A 16,834-nucleotide genomic window follows, 5' to 3' on the forward strand; every position below is an offset into this window, starting at 1 on the left:
CGGGAATAATCTTGTTTTAAAACAACAAAACGAGAAAAGCCCCATGACACTGCGAATTGCCATCAACGGTTTCGGTCGCATCGGCCGCAACGTGCTCCGCGCCCTCTACACCCAGAACTATCGCGACGATCTGCAGGTGGTCGCGATCAACGACCTGGGCGACAGCGCGATCAATGCCCACCTGCTCAAGTACGACAGCGTACACGGCATTTTCGCTGCATCGGTCGAGACCGACGGGCAGAGCCTGATCGTCAACGGCGACGCCATCGCGGTCAGCGCCATCCGCAACCCCGCCGAACTGCCGTGGCAGGCGCTCGGGGTCGACGTGGTGTTCGAGTGCACCGGCCTGTTCACCGAACGCGACAAGGCCGCCGCGCACCTGGCCGCTGGCGCGCGCAAGGTGATCATCTCAGCCCCGGCCAAGGGCGCCGATGCCACCATCGTCTATGGCGTCAATGAAGGCAGCCTGCGCGCCGATCAGCAGATCATCTCCAACGCCTCCTGCACCACCAACTGCCTGGCGCCGGTGGCCCAGGTGCTGCAGCGCGAACTGGGCATCGAAAGCGGGCTGATGACCACCATCCACGCCTACACCAACGACCAGAACCTCTCCGACGTCTACCACGCCGACCCCTTCCGCGCCCGCTCGGCCACCCAGTCGATGATCCCCACCAAGACCGGCGCCGCCGAAGCCGTAGGCCTGGTGCTGCCGGAACTGGCCGGACGTCTGACCGGCATGGCGGTGCGGGTGCCGGTGATTAACGTGTCGCTGGTAGACCTGACCGTGCAAGTGCAGCGCGATACCAGCGTTGAAGAGGTCAACGCCCTGCTACGCGCCGCCGCCGAAGGCTCGAAGGTACTGGGCTACAACCCGCTGCCGCTGGTGTCCTGCGACTTCAACCACAACCCGCTGTCGTCGATCTTCGACGCCAACCACACCAAGGTGAACAGCCGCCTGGTCAAGGTACTGGCCTGGTACGACAACGAATGGGGCTTCTCCAACCGCATGCTCGATACCTGCCTGGCGGCGTGTGCGGTGAGGTAAGGACATCGATTGACTGCCCTCCCGGATCCAAGCGGCCGATAAGGCTGCGGGATACTGCCCCGAGGCCAAAGCCAGCTCGAAGTAGCAACTAAAGGGCCGACGATGTGACAACACCGGCCGCGCACTTAAGCGCGCCGGATTGGCGCAAGTGCCTGCAAGCGCCTGACGCAAGGCTGCCAGCATGAACGCCACGAATATTGCTCGCAGCCAGCACGACCTGCCGGCGCAAAAAAATCAAAGTGCCACCAGTCGTAAAGAATGTAGAAATCTGAGGGTCGGCCGATAGGATCCCATTAGAGCAGCGTGCAACCCTGCTCAGTACCGGCCGGCAACGACAATCCGTCCAGTCACTTATCCGGTTGTGTTTTCAGAGCGACGCGCGATGAAGAAAACCCTGCTCGCCGTAAGAGCACTGATGTCCGTACCCAAGGACAACCCTGACCTGATCAAGGCGCAATACATCGCACTGGCTCGCCAACTGCCCATGATGTATTTCATCCTGCTGGTCAACACCCTGATGCTGGCTGGCACCCACCTTGTCTTCGCGCCGCACTGGCTTGTGGTGTATTGCCCGTTGCTCATGATGGTGTTCGGCGTCATTCGCTCGGTCGGCTGGATACGCACGCGCAAGCAGGCACAAAGCACGGAGCAAATGCTGACGGCACTGAAACGCACCAACATGCTCGCGCCTTTCGTGGCCGTGGCGTTCACTGCCTGGTCGCTGGCGCTGTTTCCCTATGGCAACAGCTATACCCAGGCGCATGTCGCCTTTTATATGGCGATCACCGTCATCGGCTGCATTTTCTGCATGATGCATCTGCTGCCAGCCGCCCTGGTCACCGCTGCAGTGGTCAACACGGCGTTCGTGCTGTTCTTCGCGTCGACCCACATCATTACCTTCGTGGCCACGGCGATTGATGTGCTGCTGGTATCCATCGCCATGCTGATCATTCTCAAGACGCAGTACGCCGACTTCACTCGCATGGTGAACATGCAGGCGCATACGGCAAAACTCAGCGAGGAAAACCTGCATCTGGCCAATCAGGACAGCCTGACCGGCCTGGCCAATCGCCGGCAGTTCTTCTCCCGCCTCGACACGCAGCTGTCCCGCGCCCGCAATCAGGAGGCTCGCCTGGCTGTGGGATTGATCGATCTGGATGGCTTCAAGCCGGTCAACGATCTGTATGGCCATCGCGTCGGTGACAAGCTGCTCTATCAGGTTGGCCAGCGCCTGAGCGGGCTGTTCGACGACGATGTGCACCTGGCCCGACTGGGCGGCGACGAGTTCGCCCTGATCATCACCAGGCCCATGAGCGACGACCAACTCCGGGCGTTTGGCGAAAAAATCTGCACCAGCATGCGCGAGCCGTTTCTATTGGTGGACATCCCGATTCAGATCAGCGGCTCATTGGGTATCGCGACCTTCCCGGATCATGCCTCCAGCGCCGTGCAAGTGTATGAATACGCCGACTACGCCCTGTATCAGAGCAAGCGCCATCGGCCCGGAACGGCCTGCCTGTTCAGCGCCGTTCATCACCAGCAGCTCAATCGCGAAGGCCTGACCGAACAGGCCCTGCGCAGGGCCGACCTGGAGCGTGAATTTCACGTGGTGTTCCAGCCGATCATGGATATTCACCGTGAGCAAACCGTCGCCTTCGAGGCACTGGCGCGCTGGGAAAGCCCGGAGCTGGGTAGCGTGCCACCTAATGAGTTCATCCCGATCACCGAGCGTATCGGCCTGGTCAATCGCCTCACGCTACCGTTGCTGAGCAAAGCGCTGGAAGCCGCCGCGAGCTGGCCTGCAGGTATGCGCCTGTCATTCAACCTCTCCGCCCACGACTGTAGTTCAGAGGACGCCGCCCAGCAGATCGTCGAGCTGATCAAGAGCAGTCGTTTCGACCCGGCCTGTCTCGATCTGGAAATCACCGAAACAGCAGCCATTCAAGACCTGCCGCAGACCCAACGGACGATCAGCCGGTTGCGCGAACTGGGCTGCGGTATTTCACTCGACGACTTCGGCACCGGCTATTCCAGCCTGAGCCACATCCACGCGCTGTCACTGACCAAGCTGAAGGTGGATCGTACTTTCGTCACCGACATCCACGTCGATCCGGCCAGCTTCAAGATCGTCAGGTCGCTGGTTGCCCTGTGCCAGGATATGCAGTTGGAGTGCATCGTCGAAGGCGTGGAAACCGCCGCCGAACTCGACGCTCTAAAAAGTCTCGGCTGCGCCTGGGCCCAGGGCTACCTGTTCTCCAAACCCATGCACGCCAGCGAAATCAGCGCTTGGCTTGAGAACAAGCAACCGGCCAAGGCAGACGGTTTGATCCAGTGATAAGCGGGCGTAACGCGCGTTTACGTACGGGGAGACGCATAACCGCTACCTGCACTTGCCAGCCTCAAACGTCGAGGTCGCGACTGAGAGATAACGCTGAGAAAAGGACAGCCGTACCTGGATAGAATCGCCAGGCAATTCAAAGGAAACGCGCGCCCTGACATGGAAAGCTTCTTCTTCGACGCACCCTTGGGGATCATGATCGCAGCGATCACGCCCCTGCTCCTGCTGATGTGGATCGGGCTCATGGCCGCATTCGGCGAAATGATCTGGACGGACTGCTACAGGCTCAGCCGCCCGCACGACATCGTGAAAGCGGTGATCATCGATCAGAAACTTGTCAACGCACGCATCAGCGCTGGCAAAACCACAATTGTCAGTCTCAAACCCGTCTATCGCCTGCGTTACGAGTACGAACAGCGTACCTACGAAGTGGAGCATCTCGTGCTCAACCAAGAGCACGTCGAGTTCAACCAGCAGGCCGGCACTTTTCTACTCTACGTTCCCAAAGCGAACCCAGCCGATGCCACCCCGGAATCACCAAACGCCGCATCGCCATTCGCCGCGATCATGCTGATGATCATGGGCTACATGATCTGGGAAGCCGCGCCGACCCTGCTAACAGGGCTCTGAGCATGATCGTGGTCTTCATTCTGCTCGGCGGCCTACTGTGGCTGATCAGCCTGCTGCTTTCCGCCTTCTCCGTCTGGGGCTTCTACAAACTCGCGCGACTGCTCTGGGAAAAAATCCACCGAGCTTTGCTGCGCCCGGGTACAGCGCAAATCACGGCCTATGAAGTATTCACCCCCAACCCCGAGGACATCCACGTCCAGGATACCCGCCCGCAAATCCGCCTCGAACTGGACTGCGAGCGCCATGGGCAACACTTTCAGATGTCCCTGGGACCGCTGACCTGCGAGGAACTGTTCCCAGCGCTGGATCTGCCAGCACACCATGTTGCCTGCTGGCTGAACGAGGACGATTGGCGCCAACTGCTGGAGAAGCGCTGGATCACCATCGCCTGCGATTGGCGCCAACGCCAGGCGATACTCACCAGTCAGATTCGTCGGGATAGACGCATTCTGCTGATCAGCTTCCTTAGCCTGAGCCTATTCGTACTCACTGTAACGCTCTCTCTGCTGCACCGCTGAAAGCATGCAGCCATGAAAAAACCGGCCGAAGCCGGTTTTCTCCTGCATCACTCAGCGCGGTGGGTTCACTCCCACTCGATGGTCGCTGGCGGCTTGCTCGACACGTCGTAGGTGACGCGGGAGATGCCGTCGATCTCGTTGATGATGCGGCCGCTGACGGTTTCCAGCAGCTCGTAGGGCAGGTGCGCCCAGCGAGCGGTCATGAAGTCCACGGTTTCCACGGCGCGCAGGGCAACGACCCAGGCGTAGCGGCGGCCATCACCAACCACACCAACCGACTTCACCGGCTGGAACACCACGAACGCCTGGCTGGTCTTGTGGTACCAGTCTGCCTTGCGCAGTTCTTCGATGAAGATGTGGTCGGCGCGACGCAGGATGTCCGCGTATTCCTTCTTCACTTCACCGAGGATGCGCACGCCCAGGCCAGGGCCCGGGAACGGGTGGCGGTAGACCATGTCGTAGGGCAGGCCCAGTTCCAGGCCAATCTTGCGCACTTCGTCCTTGAACAGTTCGCGCAGCGGCTCGACCAGTTTGAGGTTCATTTCCTCGGGCAGGCCGCCGACGTTGTGGTGGCTCTTGATCACGTGGGCCTTGCCGCTCTTGGCGCCAGCCGACTCGATCACGTCCGGGTAGATGGTGCCCTGGGCGAGGAACTGGATGTTGTCCAGTTTGCTGGCTTCGGCATCGAACACGTCGATGAAGGTGCGGCCAATGATCTTGCGCTTCTTCTCCGGGTCGGCTTCGCCAGCCAGGTTGCCGAGGAACTGCTCTTCGGCGTTGGCGCGAATCACTTTGACGCCCATGTTCTCGGCGAACATGGCCATCACCTGGTCACCTTCGTGCAGGCGCAGCAGGCCGTTGTCGACGAAGACGCAGGTCAGCTGGTCGCCGATGGCTTTGTGCAGCAGCGCCGCGACCACCGAGGAGTCCACACCGCCGGACAGGCCGAGCAGGACGTTGGCGTCACCGACCTGGGCACGCACGGCGGCGATGGCGTCTTCGACGATGTTGGCCGGCGTCCACAGGGCTTCGCAGCCAGCGATTTCCAGCACGAAGCGCGACAGAATGCGACCGCCCTGCTTGGTGTGGGTCACTTCCGGGTGGAACTGCACGCCGTAGTAGTGGCGAGTGTCGTCGCACATGGCGGCGATCGGGCAGCTCGGGGTGCTGGCGAGAATGTGGAAGCCTTCCGGCAGGCGGGTGACCTTGTCGCCGTGGCTCATCCACACATCGAGGCCCAGCACGCCGTCGGCGTCGACATGGTCTTCGATGCCGGCCAGTAGCTCGCTCCTGCCAACCACGTCAACACGGGCGTAGCCGAACTCACGCAGGTCGGAACCCTCCACCTTGCCGCCGAGTTGCTCGGCCATGGTCTGCATGCCGTAGCAGATGCCCAGCACCGGAACGTTGAGGTCGAATACGGCCTGCGGCGCGCGCGGGCTGTTGGCTTCGTGCACCGACTCCGGGCCACCGGCGAGGATGATGCCGCGCGGGGCGAAGGCGCGGATGTCCTCGTCGCTCATGTCCCAGGGGTGCAGTTCGCAATAAACGCCGATCTCACGCACGCGGCGGGCGATCAGTTGGGTGTACTGGGAACCGAAGTCCAGAATGAGGATGCGGTGGGCGTGAATGTCGTGGGCCATGGCCGTCTCTCGTAGGTATTCACAAATGACACGGGGCTGATCGAACAGCCCCGTTATTCATACATGGCAAAAATCGATTTGCCGCGTCGCGAGCGACGAGCAGGCAAGGCGGAGAGAAACGAGAAAGCGGAGTTTGCTGAAGCAAATGAGCATTTCGAGTTTTTCTCCAACGCCGCATGCGCAAACGCAGCAGCGTCAAATCGATTTTTTAGCCGACTCGGTAGTTGGGAGCCTCTTTGGTGATCTGCACGTCATGGACGTGCGACTCAGCCATACCGGCACCAGTGATGCGCACGAACTCCGGCTTGGTGCGCATCTCTTCGATGGTGGCGCAGCCGGTGTAGCCCATGGAGGCACGCAGGCCACCCATCAACTGGTGAACGATGGCCGCCATCGCACCCTTGTACGGCACGCGACCCTCGATACCTTCCGGCACCAGCTTCTCGGCGCCGGCCGAGGAGTCCTGGAAGTAACGGTCGCTCGAACCTTGTGCCTGAGCCATGGCGCCCAGCGAGCCCATGCCGCGGTAGGCCTTGTAGGAACGCCCCTGGAACAGTTCGACTTCGCCCGGAGCTTCTTCGGTGCCGGCCAGCATCGAGCCGATCATCACGGCAGAAGCGCCAGCGACGATGGCCTTGGACAGGTCACCGGAGAAACGGATACCGCCGTCAGCGATCAGCGGCACACCAGTGCCCGCCAGCGCGGCAGCAACGTTGGCGACGGCGCTGATCTGCGGCACGCCGACACCAGCGACGATGCGCGTGGTGCAGATCGAGCCTGGGCCGATGCCGACCTTGACGCCGTCAGCGCCAGCCTCGACCAGTGCCAGAGCGGCCGCGCCGGTGGCGATGTTGCCGCCGATCACCTGGACATCCGGGAAGTTCTGCTTGACCCAACGCACGCGGTCGATCACGCCCTTGGAGTGGCCATGAGCGGTGTCGACGATGATCACGTCGACGCCAGCGGCAGCCAGAGCCGCCACACGGTCGCCGGTGTCAGCGCCGGTGCCGACGGCAGCGCCAACACGCAGACGGCCCTGGTCGTCCTTGCTCGCCAGCGGGTAGGCCTTGGCCTTTTCGATGTCCTTGACGGTCATCATGCCCTTGAGCGCAAAGGCGTCGTCGACGATCAGCACTTTCTCGATGCGGTGCTTGTGCAGCAGCTCGCGCACGGCTTCCTTGGTGGCGCCTTCCTTGACGGTGACCAGGCGCTCTTTCGGCGTCATCACGTCGCGCACCAGGGCGTCCAGACGATTCTCGAAGCGCACGTCGCGGGAGGTGACGATACCGACCAGGTCACCGTTGGACAGCACCGGTACACCGGAAATGTTGTTCTGACGAGTCAGCTCGAACAGATCGCGCACGGTGGCGTCGGCTTCGATGGTGATCGGATCCTTGACCACGCCCGCCTCGAACTTCTTGACCTTGCGCACTTCGGCAGCCTGCTGCTCGATGGTCATGTTCTTGTGGATGATGCCGATGCCGCCTTCCTGCGCCATGGCGATGGCCAGGCGTGCCTCGGTCACCGTGTCCATGGCGGCGGACAGCAGTGGGATATTCAGTTCGATACCGCGCGTCAGGCGGGTCTTGAGGCTGACATCCTTGGGCAGAACCTCGGAATAACCGGGTATGAGCAGGACGTCGTCGAAGGTGAGTGCTTCTTGGCTGATGCGCAGCATGGCGGGCTCCCGAGCGGGAAAAATAAGAAGCGCGGCATTATACCCAGCGACCTCGCTGCACTCAATGCAAAGTGTTGATCGGCAGGCTGATTCTGACCTCACTGCCTCTCGCATCGAAACGACAACTGCCCCTAGGCATGCACAGGAGAGAACACATAAAATAATGATTCTCAAAAACGCCCGCACCTGAGTAGCAAATGAAATCCAACCGCCCTTCCCTGAGTGGCTGTCACGCCGCTCTGCTCAGCCTTTGCCTGCTTCCCACCAGCGCTCTGCTGGCCCAGGAACTGGAATTGCCCAGCCAGGACATCACCGCCGCTCCCGCTCCCGCTGCCGATGAAAATGGCTACCAGGCCAAACGCGCCAGCACGGCGAGCAAATCTTCTGTCGCGCTCAAGGATGAGGCTCAATCGGTACAGGTGGTCACCCCGCAGACCATCGAGGACTTCCAGGTCAACTCGCTGGACGATGCGATGAAGTTCGTAAGCGGTATGACCCAGAGCAACACCCTGGCCGGCACCCAGGATGGCTTCGTCAAACGCGGCTTCGGCACCAATACCGACGGTTCGACGCTGCGCGACGGGGTGCGCAGCAACCTGTCGCGCAACTTCGACGCCACCACCGAGCGCGTGGAGGTTCTCAAGGGGCCGGCCTCGCTGCTGTATGGCGCGCTGGAGCCGGGCGGGCTAATCAATGTCATCAGCAAGCGCCCCGAATACAGCCAGCGCACTCGTCTTTCAGGCGCACAGTCGAGCTTCGGCGGCGGCAACCTGTCGGTCGATACCACCGGCCCGCTGGGCGACAGCGGTTTCGCCTATCGTCTGGTGGCCGAGCGACAACACGAGGATTACTGGCGCAACTACGGCAGTGACGAGCGCAGCCTGATCGCTCCCTCGCTGAGCTGGACGGGCGAAGACCTGCGCATCGATCTGTCCTACCAGTACAAGGAATATTCCACACCGGTTGATCGCGGCACGGTGCTGGTCAACAAGCGCATCGCCAATACCCGCTACAACCAGCAGTTCGGCGAGCCCTGGGCGAAGAACGAAGGTATCGACCAGATCTTCGATGCACGCATCGAGTACCAGTTGAACCCGGATTGGAAGACCCGCTTCACCTACAGTTTCAATCAGGAGAAGTACGACTTCGCCGAGGCAGTCGCCACTGCGGTGAATGCCAATACAGGCGCCCTGACCCGCCGCGCCAACGGCGCCGAATACGACAACCAGGTGCAGTACGCTGCCTGGGACTGGATCGGTGACACCCTCCTGTTCGACCAGCGCCATGAAATCCTGCTGGGTATCGATGATGAGCAGGTCGATAACTTCCGTGGTGACACGTACCGTGGCGCTGCCAGCAGCAACTTCAACATCTATAACCCGGTCTACGGCAACCTCGCCGAATCGAGAGCCTTGAGCGCCACGCAAAGCGACCGCCGCGATGAACTGCACTCCAACTCGATCTACGCCAAGGACAACTGGCATCTCGACGATCAGTGGATCCTGGTGCTCGGTGGTCGTTATCAGCGCTACGACCAGTATCTGGATCAGGGTCTGGGCAGTAACTACGACCGCCTGATCGACGATCAAGGCCAGGCCTTCATGCCGTTCGCGGGGGTGGTGTTCGCCGTCACCGACAAGCTCTCGCTCTATGCCAACTACAGCGAGTCGTTCAAACCCAACCAGTCCGACAGCCTGTCCGACGCCAGCGCCTATGACCCCGAGGAAGGCAAGAGCCGCGAAGTCGGCGCTAAGTACGACATCACGTCCGACCTGAGCGCCAACATTGCCTTCTACGACATCGAGAAGAAGAACGTAGTGGTCACCAACAATGGCAACGACGAAGCCGCCGGCAAGGTCGGTTCACGCGGTATGGAGATCGATCTGACCGGGCGCATCGCCGAACGCTGGAACCTGATCGCCACCTACGCGTACATCGACACGGAAATCCTCGACGACCCGGATGACAAGGGCAATGCCCTAGTCAACGCGGCGAAGAACATGGGCAGCCTGTACCTGAGTCACGACCTGGCGATGCCGAGCGAATTCGGTCTCTGGCGCGTTGGCGGCGGCGCACGCTACGTCGGTAAGCGCGCGGTGGACAATGCCAACAGCGCATGGCTGGACAGCTACACCGTCGCCGACGCCTTCGTCTCCTGGGAAACCACGCGCCTACTGGGCGACAAGACCACGCTGCAACTCAATGCCAACAACCTGTTCGACAAGGAGTACTACCCCTCCAGCGGTGGCGACCTGCGTATCGCCGTCGGCGAGCCACGCGAGTTGCGCCTGTCGGCCAGCGTCGAGTTCTGAAACGTCCCGTGGGAGGCGCTTCAGCGGCGACTGAAAACAGCACAAGTCGCGGCTAAAGCCCCTCCCACAATTTCAGAAAACGGCTCAAGCCGGATCGTCCACCCGCACCTGCCTGACGGCAAAGCCCAGGCGTTCGCCGAACTCCTCGACGAACGCCGGGCGCAGGCCAGCCTCAGCCCAGCCATTGAAGATAAAGCCGAGGTTGGAAAAGCCACAGGGTTGCAGGAACAGGAAGCCGTTGATGTCATCTTCGTGCCCACATTCCGGGCAGGTGAAGTTGTCGGTCTCCCCCGGCCACCACACTTCCAGGCTGTCGAACAGCGGCACGCCCACTTCGCGGCGGCATTCGGCGCAGCCCGCCTCCTCGAGAAAATCACGTGTTGGCAAATAGATGCAGCGCTTGGTGATGATCTCCAGGCCATTGTGCGGCTGGCCGTAAGGCAGCAACTCCGGGCGCTGAGCAATGCGCCGAGCACCTGGCCCGATGGCGTAGGCCATGCCGTTGCCGCCTTGCCCGCAGGTGGTCGGCAGCGCCGCGACGATCTCCCGCTTGACCAGCCAGCGCAGCATGGCCTGGGCCTTTTGCTCATGGGCGGGAAGCGTGGATATCTGCGGGACGAGGATCAGTTGCGCGGTCATGGTGCTCGGGAAGCTGGCGAGGAAAGGGCGGCAGCTTAGCCGCTGCAGCCAGCCAATCAAGCCCCGCGACAGACTGCCGAAGCCCCCTGCGCCTGGCGCCGCGCCAGCCAACGCGCCCGCAGCACGTCATAGATCCAGTTGAAGCCCAGGGTATAGGGCAGGAAGAACAGGATCAGCCCGATATCGAGCAGCAACGCCTCGAGCAGGCTGATCGACAACCACCAGGCCGCCAGCGGTACCAGCATGACCACCAGGCCACCTTCGAAGAGCAGCGCATGGCTGAGCCGTGCCCACAGCCCGCGCTCGAAGCCCAGGTGCTGCTGCGCCCGGTCGAACAGGTAGTTGAACAGCATGTTCCAGAGCATGGCGACAGTAGAGAACATCAGGGTCAGCGCCCCGAGGTGCACCAAGGGTTTGTCCATGGCCCAGGCCAACGCAGGTGCGCAGATGAGCACGGCGATACCCTCGAAGGCCAGGGCGTGACCGATGCGCTCACGCAGGGAGCGCGGCAGGGGATGATTCATGGAGCGAACCTCGTGATGAATGACGATGGGCGCTATGATCATCGGCTTACCAGCCAAACCAAAGGCAGCAGCCATCGGCTAAACCGATATGAATATATCTCCCGAAGCCCTCCAGGCCTTCGCCCAGGCCGCCAGTTGCGGCTCGCTGAGCGCCGCCGCACGGCGCCTGGGCAAGAGCCAGTCGACCGTCAGCGAGGCCGTCGCCCGCCTGGAAATCGATCTGGGCGTGCCCCTATTCGAGCGCGGCCCACGCACCCTGCAACTGACCGCAGCCGGTGCCAGCCTGCTGGATCATGCCGAACAGGTGCTCTGCGCCGCCGACCGCCTGGCACGACATGCCGCCAGCCTGGCCAAGGGCCAGGAGGCGCGCCTGACCCTGGCGCTGTCCGATGCCTACCAGCCCAAGCGTTTCGAGGCCCGTCTGCAGGAGCTGGATCAGCGCTTTCCCGACCTGCAGTTCGAGAGCCTGATCGCCGAGCAGGCCGACGTGCTCGACCTGGTCACCCAGGGCCGTGCGCAACTGGGGCTGATCGCCGCGCTGCCGACATACCCGCCGCATATCGCCCATGCCCGTCTGGAAATGAGCAGCGAATTCGGCCTGTTCGTGGCCAAGGATCATCCGCTGAGCAAGCTGGCCCAGGTGCGCACGGAGGAACTATCGCATTGGCGCCTGCTGCGCCTGAGCAGCGTCGCCAACGACGACACCAACAGCGACGACCTACCCGGCAGTGGCGGGCGCTGCTGGGCCGCACCGGATTACCTGATGCTATTGGAGATGGCGCGCCTGGGCTTCGGCTGGGCCGAGCTGCCTAGGCAACTGGTCGAGGCGTACGGCTTCGGTGGCCTGCATGAACTGTCCTGCAATGGCTGGCCTCGCCAGGTGACGGTGGACGCCATCTGGTCGCGTCAGCGCGAACTCGGCCCGGTGGCGGCCTGGTTGCTCGAGCGTCTGCTCGAAGACAGTTGAGCGCCTCTGCGCTTATCATGCCGCCCATGATCAAGGATCCCTTCGCCCGCCTGAACCTCGACCGTAAGGTGCTCAGCGTCAGCCAGCTCAACAACCGCGCCCGCCTGCTGCTGGAGGACGTGTTCACCGGCATCTGGGTCGAGGGGGAAATCTCCAACCTCGCCCGCCCCGCCTCCGGCCACCTCTACTTCACCCTGAAAGACAGCCAGGCCCAAGTGCGCTGCGCGCTGTTCCGACAGAATGCCGCGCGCGTGCGCCAGGCGCTGCGTGATGGCCTGGCGGTGAAGGTGCGCGGCAAGGTCTCGCTATTCGAGGGCCGTGGCGACTACCAGCTGATTCTCGATGCCGTGGAGCCCGCCGGTGACGGTGCCCTGCGCCTGGCGTTCGAAGCGCTGAAGGAAAAGCTCGGCGCCGAAGGGCTGTTCGCCACCGAGCGCAAGAGCGCCCTGCCCGCCCATCCCAAGCGCATCGGCATCGTCACCTCGCCGACCGGCGCCGTGATCCGCGACATCATCAGCGTGTTCCGCCGCCGCGCACCGCAGGTGGAGCTGAACCTGATCCCCACCGCTGTGCAGGGCCGTGAGGCCACCGCGCAGATCGTCCGTGCCCTGCAACGTGCCGACGCGCAAGGGTTCGACGCGCTGATCCTGGCCCGTGGCGGTGGCTCGCTGGAAGACCTCTGGTGCTTCAACGAGGAAGCCGTGGCCCGCGCCGTGGCGGCCTGCGTCACGCCCATCGTCAGCGCCGTGGGTCATGAGACGGATGTTTCCATCGCCGACTTCGTCGCCGACGTACGCGCGCCGACGCCCTCGGCCGCCGCCGAGCTGCTGGCCCCGGACAGCAGCGAGCTGGTGCAGCGCCTGCACAACCTGCAGCGCCGCCTGGTGCTGCAGATGCAGGGTCGCCTGGCCCGCGAGCGCCTGCGCCTGGAAGGCACCAGCCGGCGTCTGCGTCACCCCGGCGAGCGGCTGCGCCAGCAGGCCCAGCGCCTGGACGATCTGGACATGCGCCTGCGCCGCGCCTTTAACCAGCAACTGGCCAATCAACGCGAGCGCCTGGCGCGTCTGGATGCGCGTCTTGCTGCACAACATCCGGGGCGCAATTTGGCGCTGCTGCGCCAGCGCCTGGACGGACTGGCCGCACGCTTGCCTCGCGCCATGCAGGGGCAATTGCGCAGTCAGCGCCAGCAATTGGCGGCATTGGCCGGCCAGCTACAGATCGTCAGCCCGCTGGCCACCCTGGGTCGCGGCTACGCCATTCTTCTCGACGAACGTGGCCAGGCAGTGCGCAGCGCCGCGCAGACCCAGCCGGGCCAGCGCCTGAAGGCGCGCCTGGGTGAAGGCGAGCTGGACGTGCGTGTCGAAGACAACCACATAGAACCGGCGACCCTGTCGCTGCTGGATTAAACGAATGGCGACATCCCTGCGTAGGAGCGAGCTCTGCTCGCGAACATTTATGATGCAGAAGCTTCGCGGGCAGAGCCCGCTCCTACACAAGCTAGGTCTGTTCGTCCTGACGCTGTACCTGGCCCTGCCCGCCCACGCCGAAGGCTTTATCACCCGCCTCCTGAATAAGCCAGTACCCGGTGGCGTGGCGGTGGTCGATCTGGGTGATCAGGCGCAGGCACCCAAGGTGCGTTACCAGGGCAAGCCGGTACTGACCGTGCAGGAGGACGGCAAACGCTGGATCGCCATCGTCGGCATCCCGCTCAGCGTCAACCCCGGCGCTCAGCAAGTGACGGTCGAGGGCGGCCAGGCACTGAGCTTCCGGGTCGGCGCCAAGCATTACGCCGAGCAGCGCATCACCATCAAAAACCAGCAGCAGGTCACGCCCAACGCCAAGAACCTCGCGCGCATCGAGCGCGAGCTGGCCGAGCAGACCCGCGCCTATCAACAATTCAGCGCCCGCCAGCCAAGCAACCTGATGTTCGACAGGCCGGTCAACGGGCCACTGTCGAGCCCCTTCGGCCTGCGCCGTTTCTTCAATGGCGAGGAGCGCAACCCACACTCGGGCCTGGACTTCGCGGCCAACCGTGGCACCTCGATCAAGGCCCCGGCAGCCGGCAAGGTCATCCTTATCGGCGACTATTTCTTCAACGGCAAGACGGTGTTCCTCGACCATGGACAGGGGCTGATCAGCATGTTCTGCCACCTGTCGGCCATCGACGTGAAACTGGGTGACGAGATCCCGCGCGGCGGCCACATCGGCAAGGTCGGCGCCACCGGGCGCGCCACCGGCCCGCACCTGCACTGGAACGTCAGCCTCAACGATGCCCGCGTCGATCCGGCCATTTTCATCGGTGCCTTCAAGCCCTGAGCCGACGCAACCGGCAACACCTGGCGTTTCGATTGGCAATGCTTTTTTGCTAGGGTACGGCGCCCCGGAACGCAGGCGCGACAAGGCCTGCTTTCTTCACTGCGTGCTTCGGAGCCGGATATGCCGAATGAGCTCACAATCTGGATGGACTGGCTGCAGCAACAGCCGAAACTGCTCACGCTGACCGCCACCCTGGCCCTGCTCGTCGCGGCCTGGCTGTCGAACTGGATCGTCAGGCGCATTTTGGTGCGCGCCATCTACCGCGTGGTCGGTGCCACGGCGCTGGGCCGCCATGGCCAGATCAAGGAAAGCGGCATCATCAAGCGCCTGTCGCATATCGTCCCGGCGCTGGTGCTGACCTCCGGCGTGGCGGTGGTGCCGGACATGCCCGAAGCCGTGGTGAAGGTCACGCAGAACGTCTGCAGTGCGTTCATCGTCCTGACCATCGCCCTGGCCATCGGCGCCCTGCTGGATATCCTCAACACCCTCTACCAGCGTCGCCGCGATGCCCACCTCAAGCCGATCAAGGGCTACCTGCAGGTCGTCAAGATCGCCATTTTCGCCATTGCCGCGATCCTCATGGTGGCCACCCTGATCGACCGCTCGCCGCTGATCCTGCTGTCCGGCCTCGGCGCCATGGCTGCGGTACTGATGTTGATCTTCCAGGACACCCTGCTGTCGCTGGTGGCCAGCGTGCAGATTTCCTCGAGCGACATCATCCGCGTCGGCGACTGGGTGGAGATGCCCCAGCTCAATGCCGATGGCGACGTGATCGACATTGCCCTGCACACGGTCAAGGTGCAGAACTTCGACAAGACCATCACCACCATCCCGACCAGGCGCTTCATCACCGACCCGTTCAAGAACTGGCGCGGCATGCAGGAATCCGGTGGCCGGCGAATCAAGCGTTCGCTGTATCTGGATCAGACCAGCGTGCACTTTCTCAGCGACGAGGAAATCGCCCGCCTGCGCCGCTTCATGCTGCTCGACGAGTACCTCGATCGCAAGGATCAGGAACTGCGCGAGTGGAACCTGAAACTGGCCGAGCACGGCAAGCAGGCGGTCAACACCCGCCGTATCACCAACATCGGCAGCTTCCGTGCCTACATCGAGCACTACCTGCGGCACAACCCGAACGTGCACCAGCACATGACCCTGCTGGTGCGCCAGCTCAGCCCCACCGCAGACGGCCTGCCGCTGGAGATCTACTGCTTCACCAACACCACGGTATGGAATGCCTACGAGGGCATCCAGTCGGATATATTCGATCACCTGCTGGCCATCCTCCCCGAGTTCGGCCTGCGCGTGTTCCAGCACCCCAGCGGCGCGGACATGCGTGAGCTGCGCCCTGGCCTACCTACATCCGAACAGCCCCACTGAGCCGCCCTCGAATCGATCGGAGCCTGCCATGATCACCGTGCATCACCTGAACAACTCGCGCTCGCAGCGCATTCTCTGGATGCTCGAAGAAATCGGCGTCGACTACCAGATCAAGCACTACCAGCGCGACCCGCAGACCATGCTGGCCCCCGCAGAGCTGCGCCAGGTGCACCCGCTGGGCAAATCGCCGCTGATCACCGATGGTGAACTGACCCTGGCCGAATCCGGCGCCATCATCGAATACCTGGCCGAACGCCATGGCGACTGGCTGCTGCCAGCCGCCGGCAGCCCGGAGCGCCTGCGCTGCCGTTACTGGCTGCACTACGCCGAAGGCTCGGCGATGCCGCCGCTGCTGCTCAAACTGGTGTTCGACAAGCTGCGCAACTCGCCCATGCCCTTCTTCATCAAGCCCATCGCCCGGGGCATCGCCGACAAGGTCAGTCAGGCCTTCATCACGCCGCAACTGAAGCTGCATTTCGACTACCTGGAAAACCAGTTGAGCGAACACGACTGGTTCGCTGGCGACGCCTTCAGCGCCGCCGATATCCAGCTCAGCTTCCCGCTCGAGGCCGCTGCCGCGCGCGGTGTGCTGTCGAACCACCCGCGCCTGCACGACTTCCTGCAGCGTATCCACGCCCGCCCGGCCTATCGCCGCGCGCTGGAGAAGGGCGGCGCCTACGACTACGCCGACTGAGCCCGGATCAGGTCTGGCCAGCGAGGGTTCCCTCGCTGGCCAGACGCAACAAACACGATTCGCTGAAAACGCCTCGTTTCGAGCAATAAAATCCATCGATAAAAACCAAACCGCAATAAATCGGCGTTTTTTTGGCAAGCATTGCCATAT

General features: G+C 62.8%; 14 protein-coding genes. 10 read left to right on the plus strand and 4 right to left on the minus strand.

Going from position 1 to position 16,834, the window contains the following annotated elements; genetic code table 11:
- Positions 1 to 43: 43 nt before the first annotated feature.
- The 4 genes from gap to VC352_RS19120 all read left to right on the plus strand — a co-directional run bounded on the left by gap (position 44) and on the right by VC352_RS19120 (position 4,531).
- Entirely contained in the window at positions 44 to 1,045 is a 1,002-nt protein-coding gene (gene gap, locus VC352_RS19105) for a type I glyceraldehyde-3-phosphate dehydrogenase (protein WP_322981096.1), read from the plus strand.
- A 382-nt stretch (positions 1,046 to 1,427) separates the two neighbouring features.
- Complete coding sequence (locus tag VC352_RS19110) at positions 1,428 to 3,380, plus strand: putative bifunctional diguanylate cyclase/phosphodiesterase (protein ID WP_322981097.1); 1,953 nt, start codon at positions 1,428 to 1,430, stop codon at positions 3,378 to 3,380.
- Between the two features lie 162 nt (positions 3,381 to 3,542).
- On the plus strand, positions 3,543 to 4,013 hold the full coding sequence (locus tag VC352_RS19115) for a hypothetical protein (protein ID WP_322981098.1): 471 nt from the start codon (positions 3,543 to 3,545) through the stop codon (positions 4,011 to 4,013).
- Between the two features lie 2 nt (positions 4,014 to 4,015).
- On the plus strand, positions 4,016 to 4,531 hold the full coding sequence (locus VC352_RS19120; RefSeq protein WP_322981099.1) for a hypothetical protein: 516 nt from the start codon (positions 4,016 to 4,018) through the stop codon (positions 4,529 to 4,531).
- A 65-nt stretch (positions 4,532 to 4,596) separates the two neighbouring features.
- Here the strand turns inward: VC352_RS19120 and guaA are convergent, their stop codons facing one another.
- Positions 4,597 to 6,174, minus strand: a complete 1,578-nt coding sequence (gene guaA / locus VC352_RS19125; RefSeq protein ID WP_322981100.1) for a glutamine-hydrolyzing GMP synthase — start codon at positions 6,172 to 6,174, stop codon at positions 4,597 to 4,599.
- Positions 6,175 to 6,382: 208 nt separating this feature from the next.
- Positions 6,383 to 7,852 carry an IMP dehydrogenase gene (gene guaB, locus VC352_RS19130; protein WP_322981101.1) on the minus strand — a complete coding sequence of 490 codons (1,470 nt, stop codon included), beginning with the start codon at positions 7,850 to 7,852 and terminating at the stop codon, positions 6,383 to 6,385.
- Between the two features lie 197 nt (positions 7,853 to 8,049).
- Here guaB and VC352_RS19135 point away from each other — a divergent pair, with 197 nt between their 5' ends.
- Entirely contained in the window at positions 8,050 to 10,164 is a 2,115-nt protein-coding gene (locus tag VC352_RS19135) for a TonB-dependent siderophore receptor (protein ID WP_322981102.1), read from the plus strand.
- Positions 10,165 to 10,248: 84 nt separating this feature from the next.
- On the opposite strand, the gene VC352_RS19140 is transcribed toward VC352_RS19135, so the two are convergent.
- Complete coding sequence (locus VC352_RS19140; protein WP_322981103.1) at positions 10,249 to 10,803, minus strand: sugar ABC transporter ATPase; 555 nt, start codon at positions 10,801 to 10,803, stop codon at positions 10,249 to 10,251.
- Between the two features lie 56 nt (positions 10,804 to 10,859).
- Positions 10,860 to 11,327, minus strand: coding sequence for a multidrug/biocide efflux PACE transporter (locus VC352_RS19145; protein WP_322981104.1), 468 nt, complete (start codon positions 11,325 to 11,327; stop codon positions 10,860 to 10,862).
- Between the two features lie 88 nt (positions 11,328 to 11,415).
- Between VC352_RS19145 and VC352_RS19150 the strand changes: the two genes are divergently transcribed.
- From VC352_RS19150 to VC352_RS19170, 5 genes are all read left to right on the plus strand, one after another.
- The gene (locus VC352_RS19150; RefSeq protein WP_322981105.1) at positions 11,416 to 12,294 is read left to right on the plus strand and encodes a LysR family transcriptional regulator; all 879 of its coding nucleotides are present in this window, start codon (positions 11,416 to 11,418) and stop codon (positions 12,292 to 12,294) included.
- Between the two features lie 26 nt (positions 12,295 to 12,320).
- Positions 12,321 to 13,700 (plus strand): exodeoxyribonuclease VII large subunit, encoded by a 1,380-nt coding sequence (xseA, locus tag VC352_RS19155; RefSeq protein ID WP_322981106.1) that lies wholly within the window; start codon positions 12,321 to 12,323, stop codon positions 13,698 to 13,700.
- A 52-nt stretch (positions 13,701 to 13,752) separates the two neighbouring features.
- On the plus strand, positions 13,753 to 14,610 hold the full coding sequence (locus VC352_RS19160) for a peptidoglycan DD-metalloendopeptidase family protein (protein ID WP_416340208.1): 858 nt from the start codon (positions 13,753 to 13,755) through the stop codon (positions 14,608 to 14,610).
- 120 nt (positions 14,611 to 14,730) lie between these two features.
- Positions 14,731 to 15,990, plus strand: a complete 1,260-nt coding sequence (locus VC352_RS19165; RefSeq protein WP_322981108.1) for a mechanosensitive ion channel family protein — start codon at positions 14,731 to 14,733, stop codon at positions 15,988 to 15,990.
- Positions 15,991 to 16,018: 28 nt separating this feature from the next.
- Positions 16,019 to 16,684, plus strand: coding sequence for a glutathione S-transferase (locus tag VC352_RS19170; RefSeq protein ID WP_322981109.1), 666 nt, complete (start codon positions 16,019 to 16,021; stop codon positions 16,682 to 16,684).
- Positions 16,685 to 16,834: the final 150 nt, after the last annotated feature.

It is taken from the genome of Pseudomonas sp. C11, from assembly GCF_034683865.1.
Taxonomy (GTDB): Bacteria; Pseudomonadota; Gammaproteobacteria; order Pseudomonadales; family Pseudomonadaceae; genus Aquipseudomonas.

Bases quoted from the DNA above. Each gene is read 5' to 3' on its own strand.
- gap (WP_322981096.1), top strand. From the start codon at position 44: ATGACACTGCGAATTGCCATCAACGGTTTCGGTCGCATCGGCCGCAAC.
- VC352_RS19110 (WP_322981097.1), top strand. From the start codon at position 1,428: ATGAAGAAAACCCTGCTCGCCGTAAGAGCACTGATGTCCGTACCCAAG.
- VC352_RS19115 (WP_322981098.1), top strand. From the start codon at position 3,543: ATGGAAAGCTTCTTCTTCGACGCACCCTTGGGGATCATGATCGCAGCG.
- VC352_RS19120 (WP_322981099.1), top strand. From the start codon at position 4,016: ATGATCGTGGTCTTCATTCTGCTCGGCGGCCTACTGTGGCTGATCAGC.
- guaA (WP_322981100.1), bottom strand. From the start codon at position 6,174: ATGGCCCACGACATTCACGCCCACCGCATCCTCATTCTGGACTTCGGT.
- guaB (WP_322981101.1), bottom strand. From the start codon at position 7,852: ATGCTGCGCATCAGCCAAGAAGCACTCACCTTCGACGACGTCCTGCTC.
- VC352_RS19135 (WP_322981102.1), top strand. From the start codon at position 8,050: ATGAAATCCAACCGCCCTTCCCTGAGTGGCTGTCACGCCGCTCTGCTC.
- VC352_RS19140 (WP_322981103.1), bottom strand. From the start codon at position 10,803: ATGACCGCGCAACTGATCCTCGTCCCGCAGATATCCACGCTTCCCGCC.
- VC352_RS19145 (WP_322981104.1), bottom strand. From the start codon at position 11,327: ATGAATCATCCCCTGCCGCGCTCCCTGCGTGAGCGCATCGGTCACGCC.
- VC352_RS19150 (WP_322981105.1), top strand. From the start codon at position 11,416: ATGAATATATCTCCCGAAGCCCTCCAGGCCTTCGCCCAGGCCGCCAGT.
- xseA (WP_322981106.1), top strand. From the start codon at position 12,321: ATGATCAAGGATCCCTTCGCCCGCCTGAACCTCGACCGTAAGGTGCTC.
- VC352_RS19160 (WP_416340208.1), top strand. From the start codon at position 13,753: ATGCAGAAGCTTCGCGGGCAGAGCCCGCTCCTACACAAGCTAGGTCTG.
- VC352_RS19165 (WP_322981108.1), top strand. From the start codon at position 14,731: ATGCCGAATGAGCTCACAATCTGGATGGACTGGCTGCAGCAACAGCCG.
- VC352_RS19170 (WP_322981109.1), top strand. From the start codon at position 16,019: ATGATCACCGTGCATCACCTGAACAACTCGCGCTCGCAGCGCATTCTC.